Here is a 21842-nt window from a genome sequence, read left to right as displayed (position 1 = left end):
CCGAAAAGTGTGAAGCGGTTTTCGGACGACATCATGCTCTGTCTCTTGGATTAGAGGCGGATTCAGATTTCAGGTCGATCCGACCTGAAATCATCCGGCTCTAGGATCGGCTCGCAACCGCCAGTGCGCCCGGTCTCCTTACAGTTTGCCGGCTTATCCAATTTCGACGCGACAGGCGTGACATTCGAACTTCTGTCAGCCACCGCCGAACTCGGTTAGCCACCACAGAAGGAGACGACACTTTGATCGAGCACGCACTTGTCATACAATTTCCGCTCAACGAGAGGCGGAATCGCATCATGGTTGCAAACGGCGCGGACGACAGGAACCTGCCGCGCCTGGCGCGCATTGACCCGCGCCAGTTCGACCTGCTGTTCGGCGGCTGTAAGCTGGAGCGCTATGCCGCCGGCCAGCATTTGTTTGTCCAGGAGGACGCGTCCGACCGCATCTATGGCGTGATGAGCGGCACCGTCGAGATTTCGATCTATTCGCCGGGCGGGCAGAAGCTGGTGGCCAATATCGAGCTGTCGCGCAGCCTTGTCGGTGAGATCGGGGCGCTGGACGGTCGCCCGCGCACGGCAACCGCCATCTGCCTCACGGCATGCGAGCTGGTTTCGCTGAGCCGGACACAACTCTTTGACCGCATTGAGAAAAACCCGCTTCTTGCACGCGCGATGATCGAATTGCTGTGCACCCGGCTGCGCTGGGTCAGCGGCGAGCTAGGCGACCAGGCCTTTTTCGGCATCGAGGCCCGACTGGCGAAGCGGTTGGTGTTCCTGAGCGGCGTCATGGCCGACTCCGCCGGCTGGATTCCGATTTCCCAATCGGAGCTCGGCGAGTTCCTCGGCGCGACGCGCGAATCGGTCAACAAGACGCTCAACGACTGGCGCAGCCGGCAGATGATCGCCATCAAGCGCGGCGGGCTGCGCATCACCAACGCCGCCGCGCTGAACCAGCTCGCCGATTCGCAGGACGACGACTGAGCAAGCTCGGCGACTTCGCCGTAGCTTTCTCGACGACTTCGCCGCCTTCCATCGGTTCGTCATTTCCACAAAACGATGAACTGCCTTCAGCGCCCTCGATCACAGCCGCGAGATCAGAAAGCGCAGCGCCGAGCGGCTCGGCATGAAGAAATAGCCGCCGCCTTTGGTGGTGACGAATTGCGGCACATCCTTGAGCACGGTGACCTTTTCCCAGGACGGAATCGAGAACCGGCCGCCGCCGCCGCGCGAGCCGATCGTCGGATCCGTCTCGCCCACAAGGCCCTGGAAGGAATTCGACGAGACCCAGGTCTGCTGGATGAACTCATATTGGCGCTCGATATCGGCGTTGAGACACATGAAGAGCAGGCCCTTCTCGGTCTTTCCGCCCCTGTCCTTCTTCTCATAGGTGCGGCCGACGCGCAGGATGCGGTGGCGCTTGCCGATCCGGATCTGCGTATCGCGGTCCTCGCCGAGTGAATCGCGCGGGTTGGAACGGCGGACGTGGGAGCCGAGTGGACAGGCGTGCCCTTGCGGATCCTCGGAGCCGAGCGCGAAATCATTGTCGACGCCGCGGCCCGGGCGCCCGTTCGGATTGCGCACCAGCGAGCTGCCGTCCTGCCAGCGGCCGAGCATCTTTGCCGCCACCCAGCGTGGCGTGATGGCCGCATCGCCGGTCTCGCCTGCGGCCTGAACGGCAGCCTTCTTGCAGTAATCGTCGAACCTATCGACATGCTGCTCGAACTGACGCACGACCAGGAACGTGCCGTTGCGGCCGAAATCGCGCGGCGGAGGCGGCTGCCCCGGTATCTGGCGGTTGCGCCGCACCTGCGACAGGATGCCGGTTCGGTCCAGCGCCGCCTCGACCGACGGCGAAGCCGGGTAGAAGCCATGCTCGTCGCGATAGCCGAACAGGAACTCGCCCGGTGCGAGCACATGCATGGGCGCGGCTCCCTTGCTGGCGCGCGCCGTGCCCCGAACGATCGGCTGCGAGACGCCGTCGACGAAGCCGAAATGCTCGACCGCCCGTTTGCCGTCGCGCCGCACCATCAGCGGCAGCTCGGCGGCCACGGACATGCCGGCGCCGGTCGTCTGTCGCTTCATGGCCGCGATTTCGGCCTTCAACGCTGCCGGCGTCTCGGCGTAGCAGACGATGACGAGGTCGACGGGCTTGGCGGGCGAACCCCACTGCCATTTGTCGGGAGCGTCGGGGCCGGTGTCGTTGAGGATGCGGCTGCGCTCGGGCGTGCCCATGCCTTGGCGGAAGGCGACCGGGAACGTGTCCAGCGGTTCATCGTCGACGCCGCCTTCCAGTCCGAGTCGGCGCAGGCCGTTGGGGCCGAACGCCACGGTCATGGCGCGACCGGCCGGCACGCCGTCGCCGAAGCTGGTTTTGTCGATGACGAAGTCGAGCCACGCCTTGCGCTTCGTTGAAGACAAACCTTCCGGCACCTGGATCGCAAGCATATGCGCATGGCCGAGCGCGCCGAACGGTCCGAAGAAGATGGATTGGATTTCCCCGGATTCCAACTCCTCCAGGGGCGAGGACGCAGGCTCTGGCAGGCTGGTCGCGTCCGCGGGCCGTGCTTGCGGGCGCGGCAGGGAACCGAACAGGCTAAGCCAATCGCGCGCTTCGTTGCCGGTGGCCGACGCGAGGCCGCGCCTGATCCTGGAATTGATGCGGATGCGCGTGGTGTTGAGGTGCGGATAAGCGGTGTACCAGAACAGCGTCGGCACCTGCTGGCGCCGTGCCCAGCGCTTGAAGCGATCTCCGTCGCGCGCCCCGTCGAGGAACAGCCAGCGTGTACGCGGATAGCCTTCGGTGTTGCTCCACACGCCGGTCAGGCCGGCCGAGGCCTTGGCAATGAAATCCTCAAGATAGCTTTCCCAGCTGCCTCCGTAGTTGGAGAAGAACATCAGCCTGTCGGTGCCGGGCAACAGCACCCAGCGGGCGAAATGAATGGTGTTGATGGTGGCGAGAAAGCCCGGCTTGAACACTTTCTGCGCCGATATCGAGATCAGATAGAAGGAGAGCCTCAGCGCCAGCCGCCGCAAGATGCCCGCCTTCATCGTCGAAATCGCCGTCAGATTGTTCTGCGCGGTGTGGTCTTCATGGGCGAGGATCTTTTCCAGCGCGCCGATGTCGACGGGCGTGTTCGCCGGCCGGTCCTTGTCCTCGAGCCGCCGCAGCGCCAGGAAGCAAAGGCCCACGAGCAGGGCGAGAATGGCCAGCAGGCCCATCACCGAAAGCAGAAGCGCGGCGCCGGCGATGGCGATGTTTGCGAAGGTAACGCCATGCGGGTTTCCGAATACCAGCACATAAGTCATGCGCCAGAAGGCCAGAATGACGATCGCGACTGTGGCGAACATAGCCGGCGTCAGCAGCGTCGTCGTCAGCGCACGCGACCAGTGGCCCGGCGGCCTTTCCAGCAGGCTTTCGGCAGGCTCGAACGCCCAGCCGAATTGCCCAAGGCACCGGACATGCCGGCGCGCCTCGGCAAGCACGTCCATGGCATTGCCGTTGCCCGCGCGCGGCTTTTCGGCGATCTCGCGCACGCTGTCGGCGAGCCTGGCCTCGGCCAGGATGCGGCGCACGGAATGCCCCGGCGTGCCGGAGAAAACCAGCCCCGCGGCGCTGCCGAAGGATGGCGATATCTCGATGTGGTGCTTCTTCAGGAAGTCGTCCAGCGAGCCGCCATCCGGCAGGCCGCACACATCCCTGAAGATCGGCCGCAGCCGGTGGCCGATTGATTGCGCCACGGCGGCAATGACATCGTCGGTGTTGCCGTCGCCGGAAATTTCGAACACCAGCGCACCGGTCTCGAGCCCCGATTTTTCGTCCTTGCCGGTCGGAGCGACGGCCAGGCTGGTGAAATGAATGGTCCCGACCTTGTCGAGCGCGGCGCGGAGCTCGCCAATGCACGGGTTGCCGAGGCCGGCGACCTTGTCACGCACGGCATCAAGCGGCATCGGACGGGTGATCGGGCAGACCACCGTCACCATCGACTGGTCGGCGGTGCGGCAAAGCGGCGAGCGTTCGAAATCGATCTTGAGGCTTGCCGGATAGGCGCCGATATTGACCAATCTGCCGGCCCTGCCCCGCGCGCGAGCAAGCTTCGGTTTGCTGAACAGGGCGCGGATGCATTCGCCGATCTGGATACGGGCGATCTCGGCGCCGATGCACAGGTGGATGCCGTGGCCGAAAACCATGTAGTCGCGATGCGGGCGCGAGGTATCGAACTCGTTCGGCCGCTGCACGATCTCCGGATCGAACATCGCCGAAAGCGTCGCCGGCATCACCACCGTTCCGGCCTTGACCAGGCGCTCGCGGCGGGTGCCCTTGCCGATGACCGCGTCGCGCCTTGTGTAGCGCCAGGGCCCGATCCAGATCGGCTTGAAGCGCATGGCTTCCATGATCGCCCGGTCGAGCTTGCCGGTATCGCTGGCGGCGACAGCCTCATCCACGGCCCGCCGCGCATCGGTTCGCGACAGGATCAAGTCCAGGCAATTGCTGGCGGCAAGCACATTGGTCGGCACAAAGCCGGCGATCATGCCGAGCATGATGGAATGAATGTCCGCCAGCGACAGGCGCTCCTGGTCCATCAGCGCGACGAGACGGGCCAGCGGCCGGTCGTCCTTGCCTGCCTTTTCCCGGACCGCGGCGATCGAGCGGTCTATGATCTTGATCAGCCGGTCGCCAGCGACCACCGCAAGCTGGCGCGTGGTGGGATTTGCCGTCGGATCGGAAAAGAACAGCGCGCTGAGCGCGATCGACCAGTCGGCGAACTCGCTTTCGTCATCGATCTCGAGGCCGAAATAATCGCGGCAGATGCGCACCGGCACGATCTTCATCAATCCGGCGATCGCATCGAAGCCGGGGCTGGCGCGGGTCATGATATCGCGCGAATGGCGCTCCGCGATCGGCCTGACGGCGGCTTCGACTTCCGCCGGCGGGAAAGCGCTCAGCACCGCCGATTTCATCTGCCGGTACGCGGCGCCGTCCTGCATGCCGAGAATGAAGTTAGAGCCCCGGGCCAGCTCGGTCATTTCCGGCCCGTACGGAGTCTCGAACTCGTCGCCGCGTTCCAGTATGTCGCGCACATCCACGCCCTTGGTGACGAGCAGGAAATTGCCGAAGCCGAGATTCGGCCAGAAATGGCGCAGCAGCGTCAGCAGCCAGCGCGGATCGCCGAGAAGAAAGCCGGCGATGCGGGAAGCAATGCCGTCCTTTGAACGCAGCCGACCGATGTCGAACGGCGGCATCTCTCCAACCGGACGCTGGCTCTTCTGGGCGGCCCGGACAGCGGCGAAGTACTTCAATGTGATCATGCGCGTTCAAGCCCCCCGGCTGTCCACGTCGATGCGATGCCGGCATCATCTGGCCTAGGTTTGCATCGGTCCGGCGTATGTGAATTCGTTCACAGTCATATGTTGTCGGTCCCGGCGATCATGCGGCTGACTTGGCCAGATCGAAATTGGCGATCAGAAAATTGTTCTTGGCCGGGTCGACGAACGGTATCCAGCGTATCCTCTGTTCGGAAAAGTCGGGATGCCTGGTCATGAAAATGGCGAGTTCCCGCGCCGCCTCGTCGCGCCTGCCGCTTCTCATCAGGGCGCCGATCTTCAGGAACCTGGCGTAAAAGTAACCTGGCGACAGGTTGAGCGAACGCTCGGCGGTGGCAATCGCGGCCGGCCAGTCCTCGACAAAGCAATAGGCCGCCGCCAGTTCCCCCAGATTGTGGAAGCGGTAGAGGTCGAACGGGCTCAACCGATCGGTATCGAGGAAGAACGGTATCGCGCCGGTCGCGTCGCCGAGCAGCAGATGCGCGCTGCCCATGGCCGAGCGAGCGAAGGCGAAGCTCGGATTGATGTGGATGGCCTCGGCGAGGTGCTCGGCCGCCAATGCCGGAAGGCCGCGCATGATGTCGGCCGCACCGAGATAGGCGTGCGGGCGCGCATCGAGGCTGTCCATCAGAAGCGCCTTGCGCGCAAGCGTCTCGACTTTCTCCAGGTCGTCGCTGTCGCCGAAACGCAGCCAGGCCCGCCAGAAGTACCACCAGGCGAGCTCGTTCAGCACGGCGCTCGAATTCGGATCGTCGCGGTAGCCCTTGTCGAAGAAATCGAGGGCGATTTCGGTGTCGCGGCGCGTGCGCCTGTTCATGTGCCAGCGGCCGCGTCGGACCAGTTGCCAGGTCTCCAGGCTTTCCCACGGCACCTGGAACGTACGCGCCTGCTCAGCGCGGTCGACCTCCTTGTCGAGGATGGAAACGATCTCGCTGCCGATCTGGTCGCGCAGGCTGAAGATGTCGACGAGGTCGCGGTCGAAGCGCTGCGACCAGACCAGGCGTCCGTTCGACGTGTCGGTGAGCGACGTGTTGAGACGGATCTGCCTGTCGGAGCGCGCCAACGTGCCGCTGACGATATAGCGCGCGCCAAGCGCGTTGCCGATGAGCCTTGTGCCCAGGCTGTCGTCGCGAAACTGGAAGCTGGACCCCTTGGCGATGACCGAAAGCCAGCGCGTGTTGGAAAGACCGTAGATGATGTCCTCGGCAATACCGTCCGCCATATAGCCGACGTCGGGTTCGCTGCCATTGCTCTGGAACGGCAGCACTGCGATTGCCGGGGGACCCTTTGGGGCCGGCCTGTGGTGGCCGGGCGCGGCGGGGATAGAAGCGAAGGAAGCCGCCCCGGCGGGCCCGTTGCCGCCGCGGCCGGCGATCAGGACCTGCACCGGCAGGGCGATGTTCTTCAGGCTGAACTCGCCGAGATCGGTGAAGACCGCCGCCGTCTTGTCCTTCACGTGGTGCCATGTCGTCGCCGAGATGGCGACGCCGTCATGCGGTGCGAACTCCTGAAGCCGGGCGGCGATATTGACGTCGTCGCCGTAGAGACGGCCTTCACGGACAATGACATCGCCGGTGTTGATCCCGGCACGAAACGGCATGCGCATATTTTCGGCGACCGAGGCATTCAGCGCCACGATCCGGGCCTGGAAATCGAAGGCCGCCCGCAAGGCTTCGATCGGATTGCCGAATTCGGCCATGATGCTGTCGCCGGCATCGCCGAAGGTGCGCCCGCCAAATGCGCCGCAACTGCTGGCGATGATGTCGCGCCTCTCCTCGAAGGCAGCGACAGCCAACTCGTCGTCGATACCCATCAACCGAGAGAATCCAACTGCGTCGATTGAAATGATTGTCGCAAGCTGACGGGTATAATTCCGTTCAGCCATGATTGAGCCCCCAGTCCCGCTGCACTCCTGAACGGGCGACCTGCGCTCAAAAAAACGCGTCGCCGTCTGCCGACGGAAATCCTCGGCAGGCCCGGCGCACCGTTGCCACCCTGTTATGTCCGGAATTCTATCAGGGTCTTGCTGAAAGCTCTACCACGAACAGCTAATATGACGAACTCGGCGTCCGGCGCATGGTTAGTCATTCGTTACATCGAGGGACACATTCGCATCACGCTTCTACCCTTTGAAATCACATACTCTTTCGTTCTCGGAAACACTGAATTTCTTGCTGCCTGGCGAAGTTCGGCCGCAACGGGGTGGGCGCATTGAGAGGCGTTTTTTTACGCTGCGGAACCAATCCGCCCGCATACGAGTTTCTCACCGCGTCCATGCCTACGAGATTTGAGGGGCTCTCATGCGCACTGTTCTTCTGGCAACCGGTATCGTGGTCTTCCTTGCCGGCGGAGCGGCCTTCGCGGCAGACGACCAGCCACTGCCGCCGCAAAACGCCAAGAAACTCTCGGAGATCATCGCCAAGGTCGAGCAGCGCAAGGACTTCCGCTATGTGAAGGAGGTCGATTGGGATAGCGACGGTTATACCGTCACCTACTACACGACGGACAAGGCCAAGGTAGAAATCACCTACGACCCTGTGACCGGCGAGCCCAAATAGGCCGCGCGCGGCCCGACGACGGCCTGCAAAGCCCAGGGGCGCACCTCTACGCCTCGGCCCCCTTGCATCGTTACAACTTTGGTGGCTGACTGCCCGCCATGATTGCGGGCACGGGGGGTGCATGGCAATGATTGGCTACGTCCTGAAGCGTATCCTCATGGTGCTTGTCGGCTATCTGGTCGCGGTGCTTGTAGGGTTGATCGCAGTGGCGGTGATCTACGCGATATTGAGCGCGCTGCCCAATGCGCCGGGTTACTTCGATCTCATGGCAATCACGCCCATCGCCGTGCTTGCGGTGCCGCCGCTCGGCATGTTCGTCTACTTCCTGACGATCATCTTGACAGGGATGCAGACGCTGGTCTTCGCCCTGATCGCAGAGTTCTTTTCGCTGCGAAGCTTTTGGCTGCACATGCTGTTCGGCTCTGCCGCGGCGGCTGCCGGTTTCATGCTGATCTGGCCCGACGCCGCCGACGATCCGGAACGCTGGGCCGACACGGGCATCATCGCCGGCGCCGGCCTCGTGGCCGGCCTGGTCTATTGGCTGATCGCCGGGCGCGACGCCGGCTTCCGCCAGCCGCTCATCAAAGCAATTCCAGGAAAAGTGTAAAGCGGTTTTCCGTCCGGAATTGCGTCAAAACAACAGCCTTCAGCTTGATGGGGTGCGCACCGCTTCAGTCGCGTCGAGCGCCTGCATCAGCTTGGAATCGCGGTCATAGACGTCGTCGAAATACTCGACCTTGCCGGACATGTCCGGCCAGGCGGTGAAATAGGCGACATAGACCGGGATGACGCGCGTGACGTTCTCGGTCGAATGCCCGTGCTTCAGCTTCTCGGCGATATCGTCGACCGAGGTGCCGAGCACCGCGGCGGCCATGCCGCGCGGATCCTGCAGCCGGACGCAGCCATGGCTGAGCGCGCGCATGTCGCGCGCGAAGAACGATTTCTGCGGCGTGTCATGCATGTAGATGGCGTGCTTGTTGGGGAAGAGTATCTTCAACTCGCCCAGCGCATTGGCCTCGCTCGGCTGCTGGCGCACGCTGAACGGGATGTTGGCGCCATAGGCGCCCCAATTGACCGCCGAGGACGGGATGCGCTTGCCGCGCGCATCCGTCACCTCGTAGCCGGCGCGGTCAAGATAGCCTGGATCGCCGCGCAGCCTCGGCAGCATCTCGTTGACGATGATCGACTGCGGCACGCCCCAATAAGGATGGAAATCGACCTGCTTGATCTGGTTGTAGAAAAAGGCGGTCTGGTTGGCGACCCGGCCGATGACCGCACGGGTCTTCAGCTTCTCCTCGCCATCGTCGATATAGCTGGCGGTAAAGGCCGGCTGGTTGATGAAGACGCGCGGACTGCCGAGATCCGACGGCATCCAGCGCAACTCCTCCAGCGCGACCTTGACCTTCTCGATCTTGTCGGCCTTCGACGTACCGGCCAGTAAAGCCACCGTCCGCGGGCCGATGACGCCGTCGCCCTTCATGCCTTCCCGTTGCTGCACTGCCTTGATCACCGGCACCAGTTCGGGATCGTAGAGCTCGCTCTTGCCTAGCCTGGCGAGCACTTCGCCATAGTTGCCACCCATCTCGTCATCGAGATTGCGGGAGATAAGCGTCAACAGCTTCGGCAATTCAGGGCTGCTTTCGCCGGGTTTCAGCAGCAGCTTCGGATCGACGACGATCTCGTTTTCCTCGCTCGCCTCGAGCGCTTCCAACTCGACGCGCAGCGCCTGGTACTCGGGATTCTGCGGATGCCGCGATTCGAGATAAGTACGCACTTCCTGGGTATGAGCCAGCGTTTTCAGCGCGCCTTCCAGGTCGAACGGCTTGGCCGGAAAATCGTAATAGGCGGTCATGCGGTTGGGCTCGACGCGGCCGCTTTGCGCATCCTGCGCGTAGCGCAGCACGCGTGCCGACAGCGCCATTTCGAAGCGGACCAATTCCTTGGTGCGCTCTTGCGGGGTGACGGTGGCCGCAGCCGCCGGGACATCGACGTTGTAGTCGGCCGGTGTCAGCCCGTAGCTTGCCGCCTCGCCCAGCACCCGCACCGCATCCTGCGCCCTGCTGTTGGGCGCGTTGTCGCTCACCCATATGAAATCCGGATTGGCCGAATAGTAGGCGATCAGCGCCTTGGCGATGTCAGGCTCGGCAAAGAGTTCGTAATCGGTGAGGCCGGCCAGTGCGTCGCGAAAAGCGCCATTGCCGGTTACGGACGGCACATAGGCCGCGTCCTGCGCCGCGGCCGCGACGGGTTGAGGCGCCGGCAGCAGCGACTTGAAGTCGACACGAACAAGCTTGTCGGCCCGGTAGGTGTTGTAGGTCGGGCTGCTGATCCTGACGCTGCCACCACCCTCTCCAGCCAGCGCGTCTGGCCGTATCTTGCGTGGCTTCGGCGGTGGCGGAAATTCGCCTTGCGGGTTGTGCCGGACGCCGCCTCCGAACAGCATGTCGAACAGCCCCTGCGCGCTTGCCGGCTGCTGCCCGAAGGCAAGCGTGGCCGCGATCGCAATAGGCATGACAGCCTTTTTGTTCCCGAGGATTTTCATGCTTCACCCGCACCGGTTGTGACCGGTTCCCGTTCCGCGCCGCTGGACGGTCCCGCCTTCCGCATGGCGGATGTATGACGTGACTATACCGATTCATACCGATTTCGTTAAGCTTCCATAAATTTTCGAAGCCGTGTTGCAGAACAGTTTCACATCATTGTGAGACCCGAGGCAGCGATTGCTCCGGGCCTCACGCGCTCGCCAGCGTTGAAAAACAATCAGGCATTGGCGCCGCCGTCTATCGTCAACGAGGCTCCCGCGACGAAGCGGCCTTCAGGGCTTGCCAGCCAGGCTACCATCCCCGCAATCTCCTCGGCCTCGCCGAAGCGCGGTGTCGCCATCTTGCGGCGCTGGTGCTCGGCATGCGGCCCGTTGGCCGGGTTCATGTCGGTGTCGGTGGAACCCGGATGGACGATGTTGGCGGTGATGCCGCGCGGGCCGAGATCGCGCGCCAGGGCTTTCGTCAATCCGATCAGCGCCGCCTTGCTGGTCGAATAGGCGCTGAGACCCGTATCCGTCACGCGCTCAGCCAGGTTGCTGCCGATCGAGATGATCCTGCCGCCATCCGCCATATGCCGGGCCGCGGCCTTCGAAGCGACGAAAGGCGCTCGCAGATTGACCTCCATGCTCTCGTCGAAATCGGCGAGCGACAAGGCATCGATCAGCGCCGCGCGCCAGATGCCGGCGCTGTTGACCAGGATGTCGAGCCGTCCGAAAGCATACATCGCCCGGTCGACGGCGCTCTCGATCGCCTGGGCATCGCGACCGTCGGCCTTGATGGCGACGGCACGCCCGCCGGCCGCCTCGATCTCATCGACGACGATGCGCGCCTGCGCCTCGCCATTCACATAGGTCAGGGCGACGCTCGCGCCGTCACGCGCCAGTCTTTTCGCGACAGCCGCGCCGATACCGCGGCTGCCGCCGGTCACGAATGCGGCCTTGCCGTGCAATTGCTTGGAAGACATCGGTTTTCTCCTTTATGTAACGATCGATACACAAATCCCTGCCAAGCTTGCCGGATGCCGTCAAGTGAATTATGTATCGATCAACACAGAAAGGATGCCCAACTGAAGGATACCATGTCGGAGAGAGGCCGCCCGCGAAGCTTTGATCGAGCGTCCGCCCTGCATCGGGCAATGGAGGTTTTCTGGGCCAAGGGTTATGAAGGCGCGTCGCTCAGCGACCTGACCGCGGCCATGGGCATCAATTCGCCCAGCCTCTACGCCGCCTTCGGCAGCAAGGAGGCGCTGTTCCTTGAAGCGACCGATCTCTACACGCGCAGCGAGGGCACCGATATCTGGTCGACGCTGGAAGAAGCCCCGACCGCGGAGCTTGCGATCGAAGGATTTTTGACCCAGACGGCCAAGGCCTATTCGCAAGCCGACCGGCCGCAAGGCTGTCTCATTGCCCTTGGAGCCCTGCACCAGGACTCGACCCAGGGGCTGATCTGCCAGGATCTGCGCCGCCGCCGCGCCGAAAATCAGGCAGCGCTCGAAAGGCGTTTGGAGCGCGCCGTGGCCGAAGGCGAATTGCCCGCGGATTTCGACTGCCGGACCGCGGCCACTTTTTTCGCCACCGTCCAGCATGGCATGTCGATCCAGGCGCGTGACGGCGCAACATATGCCGCCCTGATGGCGACCGCTGCAGGCGCCATGGCGGCCTGGGCGACGATGGCCGGCGTCCGCGCCTGACCCCCGTGACAAACGCAAGGCTTTGTGATCGAAATTTCGGCGGCCGCAACAACCGTGGCCGGGAGGATTTGCCGTGAAGAAAGGTTATCGCCAGCTTCTCGACGAGGCGAATGCCGAGATCGAGGTCGTGTCACCGGAGGAGGCAGCCGGGCTGCTGGAGCACGACGACACGATCTTCGTGGACCTGCGCGATCCTCGAGAGGTCGAGCGTGACGGCAAGATCCCCGGCGCCAGGCACGTGACGCGCGGCATGCTGGAATTCTGGATCGGTCCCGAAAGCCCCTACCACAAGCCGTTCTTCGCCTCGGGCAAGACCTTCGTCTTCTTTTGCGCCGGCGGCTGGCGCTCGGCGCTCGCCACCAAGACGGCGCAGGACATGGGCCTGACGCCGGTCAAGCACATCCTCGGCGGCTACACCGCCTGGAAGGCGGCCGGCCTGCCCGTCGAGCCGGGGCAGAAGAAAAGGGCCGACTGATCCCGGTTTTCCCCAACGTCTGGAATCGATCGACGTCAATGGTTTTCTGGATAGCGAGTGCGGTTGGATTGGCGATCGCGTACCTCCTCGGCTCCACGCCCACCGGCTATCTGGCCGGCAAACTGCTCAAGGGCATCGACATAAGGGAGCACGGCTCCAAATCCACCGGCGCTACGAACGTGCTCAGAACCTTGGGCAAATGGCCCGCGCTGGCGGTGCTGGTGGTCGATGTGCTGAAAGGCGTGGCTGCGATCGTCTTTGCCCGCTGGTTTTATCCCTGGTGCTGCACGCTATCGTCCGCCGCAACGCCGACGGCGCCTGACCTGCAAACCTTGGTGCCTTGGGCCGTTTGCCTTGCGGGACTTGCCGTCTTGCTGGGGCATGGCCGGTCGATCTGGCTGAATTTTACAGGCGGAAAATCCGCAGCGACGGGCCTGGGTGTGCTGCTGGCGATGTCATGGCCGGTAGGGTTGGGGGCCGCGACGGCATTTGTCGTCACGCTCGCTCTTTTCCGGATGGTTTCCTTGAGTTCGATGCTGGCGGCGCTGACGGCGGTCGCGCTTGTCTGCGGGCTGGAGCAACCGCTGCCCTATCGGTTGCTGGTGATCGCCGGCAGCCTCTACGTGATTGTGCGCCATCGCGCCAACATCCAGCGACTGCTGGTCGGGACAGAGCCGCGCCTTGGCCGCAGCCTAGGTAGCACCTAGTGCAGGATCGATTCTCGCTGCCCGGTCACGAAACTGACCGCGCGCGCAACGACATCTCTATCGGCGAGGATACGGCGGTGCCCAAGCCCATCGGCCCAGTGCAGGTGGACATGCTCGCCAGCGCCCGCATAGCGCTTCGCATGGTCGGCGTGAACCTCGCGATCGTCCGGCGCATGGATGATCAGCGTCGGCACGGGCGCTGCCGCAAGCTGGCGATCGCCGGTAAATTCGCTGAGCGGCCGGCCCGACAATTGCTTCACCCGATCCGCCATGGCGACGCGGGAGCGCGGCCCGACATTCATCATGCGACTGAAGTCGTCGAAGATTGCCGGCAGCGAGCTCGGCGCTGCGATCAGCACCAGCTTTTGCGCCGCCAGCGGCGGCATGCCCTTGACCGATGCCGCGACGGCATTGGCGGCAATCGCACCGCCGAAGGAATGGCCGACGACGGCAGCAAACGGACCGAACCATTCGCCGGCAACGCGCGCCGCGTCCACGGCATTCACCATGTTGAGATGGCGGCCGAGCGAATGGCCATGCCCGGGCAGGTCGAGCGAGACGACCTTGTAGCCGGCGCCACGAAAACCTTCGATCAGGGTGCGCATATATTCGGTGCGCGAGCGCCAGCCGTGGATGACGAGCACCGTGCCACGCAACTCCCTGCCCGGCTCCGGCCGGAACTCATGCACCGCGACGCAATCTCTCTTCGTCTTGAGCCGATGATGGCGTGCCTCGGCCATGAAGGCTGAGGCACGTTCGACGGCACGGCGTTCGCCATCGCTCAAGGCCTTGGCGCTCGGCGTGCGGCAAAACAATTCGAAGGCGGCGCGGCCGCTGAGGCGCGGCGCAACATGCTCAGCCGCGCCAAAAACGCCCCGGATGACCTTCATTCCAAATGATGCCATATTGGCAGTCCATCCATTCGTTCAAGCATGAACATAATAGTTCAAACATGAACATTAAACAAGAGCTGCCCTGGGACAACCCGCGCTTCCGCAACTGGGTTGCGGTGGCGCGCGCCTGCCATGTGCTGGAGCGCACGCTGGCGGTGAAGCTTGCCCCGCTCGACCTCAAGCCGGCGCAGCTCGACGTGCTGATGAACCTCTACCGGCATCCCGGCATGTCGCAGCACGACCTCGCCCGCAAGCTCCTGGTCGGCCGCTCCAACATCACGATGCTGTTGCCGCAGCTCGAGGCGCGCGGCCTGCTGCGCCGCGAGGGCGACGAGAAGGACAAGCGCGTGCTGCGGCTGAACCTCACCGAGGCGGGCGAGGCTCTGCTGATGAAGGCGCTGAAGGTTCACATGGCGCTGATCGAGAAGGCCATGAGCCAATCGACGCCGGAACAGTGCGACATGATCGGCGAGCAGATGCGCAAGATCGCCGATGTCCTGAAGGAAGCCTGAGGCGGGAACCCGCGTCGCAAGGCGTATTGAGATTCAGGTCAGGCCGAGTCGAAAACGATGGTTTCCGAGAACCGGAGCGGAGCGTACTTAAAGTACGTGAGCACCGGAAGCGCAGGAAACCATCGTTTGCAGGCCGGCCTCAGCTGAATATCAATACGCCTACCACATCGTCTTCTTTGCTCTTTCCGGCCATTCCTTGTCATAGGTCTCGGCGTCGATGTTCCTGCGGCTGGTGACCTCGAGGATCTGGCCGGGCGTTGGCAGCGACTTTGGGTCGACATGCCTCGCCGGGTTCCAGAGATCGGAGCGGATGATGGCGCGGGCGCATTGGAAATAGACGGTGTCGACATCGACAACGGTGACCGAGCGCGCCGGCTTGCCGTCGACCATGAAGGAGGCGCAAAGCTCGGCATCAGTTGTGATGCGGGCGCGGCCGTTGACGCGCAGCGTGGTGCCCGAGCCAGGCACAAGAAAGAGCAGCCCGACGCGCGGATCGCGGATGATGTTCTTCAGCGAATCGGCGCGGTTGTTGCCGCGCCGGTCCGGCATCATCAGCGTTTTCTCATCGACGAGGCGCACGAAGCCGGCAAGATCGCCGCGCGGCGAGCAGTCGAGACCTTCCGGTCCGCTCGTCGCCAGGGCGACAAAGGGCGAGGCCTCGATGAAGGCGGCATATTCGGGGATGATATGGTCGAGTTCCTTGACCGTCGACGCTTCGCCGGGCAGGCCGTACAGCGCTTCGAGTTGTTCAACCGATGTGATCTCAGTCATCTTCCCGTCTCCGAACCTTTGCCGGCGTTACCCCAACTCTATGACGTCCTCGCGACGCGCACAGCCTGACAATCAGGAAACGGGTGTCGATGCAACGATTTCAGGGGCAGACTGTGGTGACCGTACAAAACGGACACGGAGATCGAAATGGACAAAGCACTTGAACCGCGAAGCACCGCCATGGAACTTCTCGAAAACATGTTCGATGCCGAAATGCGCTTCCTGCAATCGAGATCGGGCAACGTCGACATGCTGACCGGCGCCTTCCACCGGGACGTCATCGTGCATGAGCCACAATCACTCCCCTATGCCGGGGACTGGAGCGGTCTTGAAGGCATCGCAGCCCTTTTCCGCAAGATGCAGGAAAGCTGGAGCAATGTGGCGGTAGAGAACCTTGAGGCGGCGCAAAACAATGACATCGTCTTCATGAGCTGCACGCTTTCGCTGACGTCACGAGCCAACGGCATGACAATCAAGCAGCCTTTTACTGAAGTGCTGCGCTTTAAAGATGGCCGATTGTTTGATGGCACACCCTTCTACTACGACACCAGCGAGATCCTGACGGCTCTGGCTAAGCCGACACCTGCGAGCAGGACGGCTTAACGGTCGCGGCTCAGCCCCTTCTCCTGGAGTTCCGCGAGATAGGCGTTCCAGCGCTCGTCTTTTTCGTGGCCGAGCGTATGCAGGTAATTCCAGGTGAAGATGCCGGTATCGTGGAGATCGTCGAAGGTGATGCGCACCGCGTAGTTGCCGACCGGCTCGATCTTGAGGATCGCAACATTGCGCTTGCCGGGTACCGTCACCCGCTGCTCCGGCGAATGGCCCTGCACCTCGGCCGATGGCGAGGCCACACGCAAAAACTCGGCCGGCAGTTCGAATGGCTGGTGACCTGGAAAGGTCACGGTCAGCAGTTTGCGGTCCTTCGAGACCCTGAGTTCCTTTGGCGCGGTCATGGCTGGTCCTGCGTGAGATGGCGCCCTTCCCTACGCCGCTTCGCGCGATGCGGAAAGGCCATGCGAAGCAGCCGACATTGAATGTCGGTCGGGGAATGTTACCAAAGATCAAGACCTTCTATCTTGAATGCGCGGTTGGATCGTATCACATAGCCATATATAACGACGTCGTTCAGGCTACGGGAAACGCTTTGCAAATGGACATGATCGACCCCTTCGGTCGCACGATCAGCTACCTGCGCGTGTCGGTCACCGACCGCTGCGATTTCCGCTGTACCTATTGCATGGCCGAGGACATGACCTTCCTGCCCAAGAAGGATCTGCTATCGCTCGAGGAGCTTGATCGGCTCTGCACCGTTTTCATCGACAAAGGCGTGAAGAAACTGCGGCTGACCGGCGGCGAGCCGCTGGTGCGCAAGAACATCATGCATTTGATGCGCCAGCTGTCGCGGCACCTCGAGAGCGGCGCGCTGGAAGAGCTGACGCTGACCACCAACGGCTCGCAGCTCTCACGCTTCGCCTCAGAGCTCGCCGACTGCGGCGTCAGGCGCATCAATGTCTCGCTCGACACGCTCGATGCCGACAAATTCCACCAGATCACGCGCTGGGGCAACCTCGGCAAGGTCATGGAAGGCATCGATGCCGCGCAGAAGGCCGGGCTGAAGATCAAGCTCAATGCGGTTGCGCTGCGCGACTTCAACGATGCCGAAATCCCTGAGCTGATGCGCTGGGCGCATGGCCGCGGCATGGACCTCACCCTCATCGAGACGATGCCGATGGGCGAGATCGACGCCGACCGCACCGACCAGTATTTGCCGCTGTCGCTGCTGCGTGCCTCCCTGGAGCGCCAGTTCACGCTTTCCGACATCCCCTACAAGACCGGCGGCCCTGCCCGCTATGTCCACGTCGCGGAGACCGGCGGCCGGCTCGGCTTCATCACGCCGATGACGCATAATTTCTGCGAAAGCTGCAATCGTGTCCGGCTGACCTGCACCGGCACGCTCTATATGTGCCTTGGCCAGGAGGACGCGGCCGATCTCCGGGCGCCGTTGCGTGCGTCCGAAGGCAACGAACTGGTCGGCGAGGCGATCGACGAGGCGATCGGCCGCAAGCCCAAGGGCCATGATTTCATCATCGACCGCCGCACCAGCCGCCCCGCGGTATCGCGTCATATGAGCGTCACCGGCGGCTGATTTTTTCTCTGTGTTGATGCATGATCGCCTCTGGTCAAAATCCAGGGGGCACGATGCTACGTCTTCGCTCTATCGCTGCGTCGTTGGCGATCGCTTTCTCCTTGTCGGTGATCGCCATGACAGCCGCAATTGCCAAGCCGTTCACTTACGTGAACGCCCGCTTTGGCCAGTCGTGCACCTTCCCTGACGAGATTTTCAACAACCCGATGCCCGAGCCGGAAAATGGCGACGGACAGCAATGGCTTAGCGCCGACGGCGCCAGCCTGACCTGTTCCGGCATCTACAATGTCGACAATGACACTCCGCAGGGTTTCGTCGCCGCAGAGAAAGCAAGCACCGAGCCGGGCTACAAGGTCACCTACGGCATGACGGGCAAGAACTGGGCAGTGCTTTCCGGCACCAGGGACGGCAAGATCTTCTACGAACGGCGCCTTTTCGGAAAGGACGACGTCATCCGCACCATCTGGATCGAATATCCCGCCGCGCTGAAGACGAAATACGACCCGCTGGCCGGCGCCATCGCCAAGAGCCTGCGCGGCCCTTGAGGCAGCCTGGCTGCATCGAAAATAAAGCGCTCGCGCCACCTTCCGCCTGATTTACCGCCAGCCTTTTCCAGCCTAGCCTCCGAGTGCGATTTTCGCTCTTAGGGGGAGTGCCATGCGCACATTCATGCTTTCACTTGCCATGCTTGGGCTTGCCTCGCTACCGGTGGCGGCCCAGTCGATCGGCGGCACCTACACCGTCGCCGGCACCAATTTCGACGGCTCGAAATATAGCGGCGAAGCGACCATCACGCTGACCAGCGACACGACCTGCACGATCCACTGGGAAACCGGCGGCTCGACCTCGGACGGCATCTGCATGCGTAACGACGATGCCTTTTCCGCCGGCTATGCGATGGGCAAGGAAATCGGTCTCGTCGTCTACAAGATGGAGAAAGATGGCTCGCTGCACGGGCTGTGGACCATCGCCGGCCAGAACGGCAACGGCACCGAAGTGCTGACGCCGAAGTAAGCCTTCGAATCCTTTGTAAAATCGATCTCATGGGCCGCGCGGAAATTCGTGGCCCATTTCTTTGGCGTTGCTGGTTCCCGGCTGCCTGCTACAGGCTCAGTCCAAAATAGAATCCGGAAACGCCTTTTGCCCCTCTCGCCAAATCTGCGCGGCGCGCTGTTCATGATCGTGGCCATGGTCGGCTTCACCTTGAACGACGCGATCACCAAATTCTCTTCCGAATCGATGAACATGGCGCAGGTCATGCTGGTGCGCGGCGCCTTCGCGTCTCTCTTCGTCGGCCTGCTTGCCTGGCGGCGCGGCGCGCTTGCCAATCCGGCCGCCATGCTGCAGCCGATGGTGGCGATGCGTGTCGCGGGCGAAGCCGGCGCCACGGTGTCGTTCCTGATAGCCCTTGCGCAACTGCCGATCGCCAATGTCTCGGCCGTGCTTCAGGCGTTGCCGCTGGCGGTCACGATGGGCGCGGCATTGGTGTTCGGCGAAGGCGTCGGCTGGCGGCGCTGGATCGCTATTGCCGCCGGTTTCGTCGGCGTGCTGATCATCGTACGGCCGGGTTTCGAAGGGTTCAGCGTCTATTCGCTGGTGGCATTGACCAGCGTTGCCTGCTGCGCGGTGCGCGACCTCTCCACCAAGCGTATCCCGCAAGCGATCCCGACCATGCTGGTGTCGACGGCGACCGCGCTTGCCATGACGGTCCTGGGCGCGCTGCTTTTGTCGCCGATGGGAGGCTGGACACCGATGAGCGGCCGGGCGACCGCGCTGCTCGCGCTGGCGGCGGTGCTGGTGCTGATCGGCTATCAGTTCATCATCATGGCGATGCGCTCGGGCGACATCTCCTTCATCGCGCCGTTCCGCTACACCGCGCTGCTGTGGTCGATCCTGCTCGGCCTCGTCATTTTCGGCGATGTCCCCGACCTGCCGATGATCGTCGGCGCCGCTATTATCATCGGCTCCGGTCTCTATGCGCTCTACCGCGAGCGCGTCGTGGGTCGCAGACAGCCTGCGGCGGAAAGCGCTGGACCCGATATGGCGCCAGACGGCATATAAGTGCGATGGAGCGAAGTGTTGCAGGGATAATTCTGGCGGGAGGCCAGTCGCGCCGGATGGGCGGCGGCGACAAGCCGCTGCTTTCCTTGGGCAATGTCAGGCTGATCGATCATGTCGCCGCGCGCCTGAAGCCGCACGTCGCGACCCTGGGGCTCAACGCGAACGGCGATCCGGCGCGATTTGCCGGCATCGACCTGCCGGTGATCGAAGACACGGTACCGGGCCACGCCGGGCCGCTGGCGGGCATTCTCGCCGGTCTTGAATGGGCCGCGACGCAAACTGGCCGCCGGTCGCTGGTAAGCGCGGCCGGCGATACGCCGTTCTTTCCCGATAACCTCGTTGAGCGCCTGAGCGCAGCAGCTCACGATCAACCGGGCGCGATTGCGGTCGCCAGTTCGGACGGCAGACGACATCCAACCTTCGCGCTCTGGCCGCTTGGCCTTCGCGATGCCTTGCACCATTTTCTGGTCAATGAGGACAACCGGCGGGTTTCCGACTTTATGCAGCGCCAGGGTTATGTTGAGGTCGAGTTCCCGATGATGGAGGCTGGCGGCCAAAGGATCGACCCGTTCTTCAACATCAACACGCCGGACGACCTTGCGGCGGCGAAAAGTCTGTTGCAAAGCCTCAGGCCATGAGACGCGTGTTCGGCATCACCGGCTGGAAGAATTCCGGCAAGACGACTTTGACGGAAAAGCTGGTCGCCGAACTGGTGGCGCGCGGCTGGACGGTCTCGACGGTGAAGCACGCCCACCATGACTTCGACATCGACAAGCCGGGCGCCGACAGCTTTCGCCACCGGCAGGCGGGTGCGACGGAGGTCGCGATCGTGTCCGGCCGGCGCTGGGCGCTGATGCACGAGTTGCGCAGCGAGGACGAGCCGTCGCTGGACGATATACTGGCGCGGCTGTCGCCCTCGGATATCGTGCTCGTCGAAGGCTACAAGCGCGAAGCGCATAAGAAGATCGAGGCCAGACGTCTCGAAGCCAAGGACCGGACGCCGCTTTCGACCAGCGATCCCAACATTATCGCGGTCGCCGCAGACTTTCCGGTCGAAGGCGAGAAGCTGCCGGTCTTTGACCTCGACGACACGAAATCGATAGCCGACTTTGTCGAGCGCAACACAGGTCTCGCAGCTCAAACCAACTAACGCTGCGGCAGATCGTGATTGTCGTTTGCCGTTGATTTGCGGTTGCTTTTTTCTCGCAAAGAGTGGGAGTATCCGCTCTAGCGGGCGGTCAGGAAACGACCGCCCACAAGAGCCGCACGGGACAGCGGCCATGACAATATGAGAGGATTATCATGCGTATTGCACTGCGTATCGCGCTTGCCGCTTCGGCGGCGCTGCTGACACTTGGCGTCGCCCAGGCTCAGGAAAAGACCCTGAGGATCGGCACCGAAGGCGCGTACCCGCCCTTCAACAATCTGACCTCGGACGGCCAGTTGGTCGGCTTCGACATCGATATCGCCAAGGCTCTCTGCGACGAAATGAAGGTGAAGTGCACCTTCGTCGCGCAGGATTGGGACGGTATCATCCCGGCGCTCCAGGCCGGCAAGTTCGACGCCATTGTCGCCTCGATGTCGATCACGCCCGAGCGCGCCGAGAAGGTCGACTTCACCCACAAATATTACAACACCCCGTCGGCCATCGCCGTGCCGAAGGACTCGCCGCTCAAGGGCGTGACCAAGGAAGACCTCGCCGGCAAGAACATCGGCGTCGCCACCACGACTACGCACTACAACTATGCTTCCAAGACCTACACGGACAGCACCATCAAGGGCTATCCGAGCAGCCCCGAGGAACAGGCTGACTTGGCCAACGGCCGTCTCGATGCGATCGAGGACGACATCGTCGTGCTCCAGCAGTGGCTGGATACGCCGGACGGCGCCTGCTGCAAGATCCTCGGCCAACCTTCGCCGCAGCCGGTCGAGATCTTCGGACCGGGCGCCGGCATTGCCGTGCGCAAGGGCGAAACCGATCTGGTCAACAAGCTGAATACCGCGATCGACACCATTCGCAAGAACGGAAAGTACAAGGAAATCAACGACAAGTACTTCAAGTTCGACGTCTACGGCGCCGAATCCTGATCGATAGCCAAGGGCGGCGAGGAACCCCTCGCCGTCCTTAAATTCTTCCGGGATCGCCACGGAGACACCACCCG

Annotated in this window: 23 protein-coding genes; 15 read left to right on the top strand and 8 right to left on the bottom strand. The window is 62.9% G+C overall.

The genetic code is table 11. From position 1 onward, the window contains the following. Positions 1-215: 215 nt before the first annotated feature. Positions 216-416, bottom strand: coding sequence for a hypothetical protein (locus tag YU3_RS41875; protein ID WP_245273687.1), 201 nt, complete (start codon positions 414-416; stop codon positions 216-218). Between YU3_RS41875 and YU3_RS0128240 the strand changes: the two genes are divergently transcribed. Further along, positions 330-983 (top strand): Crp/Fnr family transcriptional regulator, encoded by a 654-nt coding sequence (locus YU3_RS0128240; RefSeq protein WP_245273686.1) that lies wholly within the window; start codon positions 330-332, stop codon positions 981-983. The genes YU3_RS41875 and YU3_RS0128240 overlap by 87 nt on opposite strands. A gap of 99 nt (positions 984-1082) precedes the next feature. Here the strand turns inward: YU3_RS0128240 and YU3_RS0128235 are convergent, their stop codons facing one another. Together YU3_RS0128235 and YU3_RS0128230 are read right to left on the bottom strand one after the other, a co-directional pair. Then, the gene (locus YU3_RS0128235) at positions 1083-5309 is read right to left on the bottom strand and encodes a cytochrome P450 (RefSeq protein WP_027169373.1); all 4227 of its coding nucleotides are present in this window, start codon (positions 5307-5309) and stop codon (positions 1083-1085) included. 118 nt (positions 5310-5427) lie between these two features. Next, complete coding sequence (locus YU3_RS0128230; protein WP_027169372.1) at positions 5428-7209, bottom strand: adenylate/guanylate cyclase domain-containing protein; 1782 nt, start codon at positions 7207-7209, stop codon at positions 5428-5430. A gap of 415 nt (positions 7210-7624) precedes the next feature. Between YU3_RS0128230 and YU3_RS0128225 the strand changes: the two genes are divergently transcribed. Further along, positions 7625-7882, top strand: a complete 258-nt coding sequence (locus YU3_RS0128225; RefSeq protein ID WP_027169371.1) for a PepSY domain-containing protein — start codon at positions 7625-7627, stop codon at positions 7880-7882. Between the two features lie 121 nt (positions 7883-8003). Continuing rightward, on the top strand, positions 8004-8489 hold the full coding sequence (locus YU3_RS0128220; RefSeq protein WP_027169370.1) for a hypothetical protein: 486 nt from the start codon (positions 8004-8006) through the stop codon (positions 8487-8489). 39 nt (positions 8490-8528) lie between these two features. On the opposite strand, the gene YU3_RS0128215 is transcribed toward YU3_RS0128220, so the two are convergent. Together YU3_RS0128215 and YU3_RS0128210 are read right to left on the bottom strand one after the other, a co-directional pair. Further along, the gene (locus YU3_RS0128215; RefSeq protein ID WP_027169369.1) at positions 8529-10424 is read right to left on the bottom strand and encodes a murein L,D-transpeptidase; all 1896 of its coding nucleotides are present in this window, start codon (positions 10422-10424) and stop codon (positions 8529-8531) included. A 218-nt stretch (positions 10425-10642) separates the two neighbouring features. After that, positions 10643-11389, bottom strand: a complete 747-nt coding sequence (locus tag YU3_RS0128210; RefSeq protein WP_027169368.1) for a 3-oxoacyl-ACP reductase family protein — start codon at positions 11387-11389, stop codon at positions 10643-10645. Between the two features lie 114 nt (positions 11390-11503). On the opposite strand from YU3_RS0128210, the gene YU3_RS0128205 reads away from it, so the two are divergent. From YU3_RS0128205 to plsY, 3 genes are all read left to right on the top strand, one after another. Then, positions 11504-12115, top strand: a complete 612-nt coding sequence (locus tag YU3_RS0128205; RefSeq protein WP_027169367.1) for a TetR/AcrR family transcriptional regulator — start codon at positions 11504-11506, stop codon at positions 12113-12115. A 73-nt stretch (positions 12116-12188) separates the two neighbouring features. Next, positions 12189-12590, top strand: a complete 402-nt coding sequence (locus YU3_RS0128200; protein WP_027169366.1) for a rhodanese-like domain-containing protein — start codon at positions 12189-12191, stop codon at positions 12588-12590. A 38-nt stretch (positions 12591-12628) separates the two neighbouring features. After that, positions 12629-13297 carry a glycerol-3-phosphate 1-O-acyltransferase PlsY gene (gene plsY / locus YU3_RS0128195; protein WP_027169365.1) on the top strand — a complete coding sequence of 223 codons (669 nt, stop codon included), beginning with the start codon at positions 12629-12631 and terminating at the stop codon, positions 13295-13297. On the opposite strand, the gene YU3_RS0128190 is transcribed toward plsY, so the two are convergent. Continuing rightward, on the bottom strand, positions 13294-14202 hold the full coding sequence (locus tag YU3_RS0128190) for an alpha/beta hydrolase (protein ID WP_027169364.1): 909 nt from the start codon (positions 14200-14202) through the stop codon (positions 13294-13296). The two genes, plsY and YU3_RS0128190, sit on opposite strands and share 4 nt — an antisense overlap. 47 nt (positions 14203-14249) lie before the next feature. Between YU3_RS0128190 and YU3_RS0128185 the strand changes: the two genes are divergently transcribed. Beyond that, positions 14250-14702: a MarR family transcriptional regulator gene (locus YU3_RS0128185; RefSeq protein WP_027169363.1), complete on the top strand. Its 453-nt coding sequence runs from the start codon at positions 14250-14252 to the stop codon at positions 14700-14702. Positions 14703-14861: 159 nt separating this feature from the next. On the opposite strand, the gene YU3_RS0128180 is transcribed toward YU3_RS0128185, so the two are convergent. Next, entirely contained in the window at positions 14862-15473 is a 612-nt protein-coding gene (locus tag YU3_RS0128180) for a pyridoxamine 5'-phosphate oxidase family protein (RefSeq protein ID WP_027169362.1), read from the bottom strand. A 147-nt stretch (positions 15474-15620) separates the two neighbouring features. Between YU3_RS0128180 and YU3_RS0128175 the strand changes: the two genes are divergently transcribed. Further along, positions 15621-16076, top strand: a complete 456-nt coding sequence (locus YU3_RS0128175) for a nuclear transport factor 2 family protein (protein WP_027169361.1) — start codon at positions 15621-15623, stop codon at positions 16074-16076. Here the strand turns inward: YU3_RS0128175 and YU3_RS0128170 are convergent. Next, positions 16073-16426, bottom strand: a complete 354-nt coding sequence (locus YU3_RS0128170) for a DUF971 domain-containing protein (protein WP_027169360.1) — start codon at positions 16424-16426, stop codon at positions 16073-16075. The two genes, YU3_RS0128175 and YU3_RS0128170, sit on opposite strands and share 4 nt — an antisense overlap. A gap of 197 nt (positions 16427-16623) precedes the next feature. Between YU3_RS0128170 and moaA the strand changes: the two genes are divergently transcribed. The 7 genes from moaA (at position 16624) to YU3_RS0128135 (ending at position 21768) form a co-directional block, all read left to right on the top strand. Further along, on the top strand, positions 16624-17619 hold the full coding sequence (gene moaA, locus YU3_RS0128165) for a GTP 3',8-cyclase MoaA (protein ID WP_027169359.1): 996 nt from the start codon (positions 16624-16626) through the stop codon (positions 17617-17619). Positions 17620-17735: 116 nt separating this feature from the next. Further along, positions 17736-18164, top strand: a complete 429-nt coding sequence (locus YU3_RS0128160; RefSeq protein WP_245273685.1) for a hypothetical protein — start codon at positions 17736-17738, stop codon at positions 18162-18164. A gap of 112 nt (positions 18165-18276) precedes the next feature. Continuing rightward, on the top strand, positions 18277-18633 hold the full coding sequence (locus tag YU3_RS0128155) for a hypothetical protein (protein WP_027169357.1): 357 nt from the start codon (positions 18277-18279) through the stop codon (positions 18631-18633). 126 nt (positions 18634-18759) lie between these two features. Next, on the top strand, positions 18760-19680 hold the full coding sequence (locus tag YU3_RS0128150) for a DMT family transporter (RefSeq protein WP_027169356.1): 921 nt from the start codon (positions 18760-18762) through the stop codon (positions 19678-19680). 5 nt (positions 19681-19685) lie between these two features. Further along, positions 19686-20318 carry a molybdenum cofactor guanylyltransferase MobA gene (mobA, locus tag YU3_RS0128145; RefSeq protein ID WP_027169355.1) on the top strand — a complete coding sequence of 211 codons (633 nt, stop codon included), beginning with the start codon at positions 19686-19688 and terminating at the stop codon, positions 20316-20318. After that, on the top strand, positions 20315-20830 hold the full coding sequence (gene mobB / locus YU3_RS0128140) for a molybdopterin-guanine dinucleotide biosynthesis protein B (RefSeq protein ID WP_027169354.1): 516 nt from the start codon (positions 20315-20317) through the stop codon (positions 20828-20830). Before mobA ends, mobB begins: the two co-directional genes overlap by 4 nt. Before the next feature lie 152 nt (positions 20831-20982). Further along, the gene (locus YU3_RS0128135; protein ID WP_027169353.1) at positions 20983-21768 is read left to right on the top strand and encodes an ABC transporter substrate-binding protein; all 786 of its coding nucleotides are present in this window, start codon (positions 20983-20985) and stop codon (positions 21766-21768) included. The last annotated feature ends 74 nt before the right edge of the window (positions 21769-21842 follow it).

Origin of the sequence: Mesorhizobium sp. WSM3224, from assembly GCF_000427725.1 — a bacterium.
Taxonomy (GTDB): domain Bacteria; phylum Pseudomonadota; class Alphaproteobacteria; order Rhizobiales; family Rhizobiaceae; genus Mesorhizobium.
Note: the sequence above shows the minus strand (reverse complement) of the source record. Positions and strands in the feature narration are given on the sequence as shown.

Excerpts from the sequence above, each read along its gene's own strand:
- YU3_RS0128155 (WP_027169357.1), top strand. The coding sequence starts at position 18,277 with ATGCGCACATTCATGCTTTCACTTGCCATGCTTGGGCTTGCCTCGCTA.
- YU3_RS0128205 (WP_027169367.1), top strand. The coding sequence starts at position 11,504 with ATGTCGGAGAGAGGCCGCCCGCGAAGCTTTGATCGAGCGTCCGCCCTG.
- mobA (WP_027169355.1), top strand. The coding sequence starts at position 19,686 with ATGGAGCGAAGTGTTGCAGGGATAATTCTGGCGGGAGGCCAGTCGCGC.
- YU3_RS0128235 (WP_027169373.1), bottom strand. The coding sequence starts at position 5,309 with ATGATCACATTGAAGTACTTCGCCGCTGTCCGGGCCGCCCAGAAGAGC.
- YU3_RS0128210 (WP_027169368.1), bottom strand. The coding sequence starts at position 11,389 with ATGTCTTCCAAGCAATTGCACGGCAAGGCCGCATTCGTGACCGGCGGC.
- moaA (WP_027169359.1), top strand. The coding sequence starts at position 16,624 with ATGGACATGATCGACCCCTTCGGTCGCACGATCAGCTACCTGCGCGTG.
- YU3_RS0128225 (WP_027169371.1), top strand. The coding sequence starts at position 7,625 with ATGCGCACTGTTCTTCTGGCAACCGGTATCGTGGTCTTCCTTGCCGGC.
- YU3_RS0128170 (WP_027169360.1), bottom strand. The coding sequence starts at position 16,426 with ATGACCGCGCCAAAGGAACTCAGGGTCTCGAAGGACCGCAAACTGCTG.
- plsY (WP_027169365.1), top strand. The coding sequence starts at position 12,629 with ATGGTTTTCTGGATAGCGAGTGCGGTTGGATTGGCGATCGCGTACCTC.
- YU3_RS0128185 (WP_027169363.1), top strand. The coding sequence starts at position 14,250 with ATGAACATTAAACAAGAGCTGCCCTGGGACAACCCGCGCTTCCGCAAC.
- YU3_RS0128180 (WP_027169362.1), bottom strand. The coding sequence starts at position 15,473 with ATGACTGAGATCACATCGGTTGAACAACTCGAAGCGCTGTACGGCCTG.
- mobB (WP_027169354.1), top strand. The coding sequence starts at position 20,315 with ATGAGACGCGTGTTCGGCATCACCGGCTGGAAGAATTCCGGCAAGACG.
- YU3_RS0128175 (WP_027169361.1), top strand. The coding sequence starts at position 15,621 with ATGGACAAAGCACTTGAACCGCGAAGCACCGCCATGGAACTTCTCGAA.
- YU3_RS0128135 (WP_027169353.1), top strand. The coding sequence starts at position 20,983 with ATGCGTATTGCACTGCGTATCGCGCTTGCCGCTTCGGCGGCGCTGCTG.
- YU3_RS0128230 (WP_027169372.1), bottom strand. The coding sequence starts at position 7,209 with ATGGCTGAACGGAATTATACCCGTCAGCTTGCGACAATCATTTCAATC.
- YU3_RS0128220 (WP_027169370.1), top strand. The coding sequence starts at position 8,004 with ATGGCAATGATTGGCTACGTCCTGAAGCGTATCCTCATGGTGCTTGTC.
- YU3_RS0128190 (WP_027169364.1), bottom strand. The coding sequence starts at position 14,202 with ATGGCATCATTTGGAATGAAGGTCATCCGGGGCGTTTTTGGCGCGGCT.
- YU3_RS0128215 (WP_027169369.1), bottom strand. The coding sequence starts at position 10,424 with ATGAAAATCCTCGGGAACAAAAAGGCTGTCATGCCTATTGCGATCGCG.
- YU3_RS41875 (WP_245273687.1), bottom strand. The coding sequence starts at position 416 with ATGCTGGCCGGCGGCATAGCGCTCCAGCTTACAGCCGCCGAACAGCAG.
- YU3_RS0128160 (WP_245273685.1), top strand. The coding sequence starts at position 17,736 with ATGACAGCCGCAATTGCCAAGCCGTTCACTTACGTGAACGCCCGCTTT.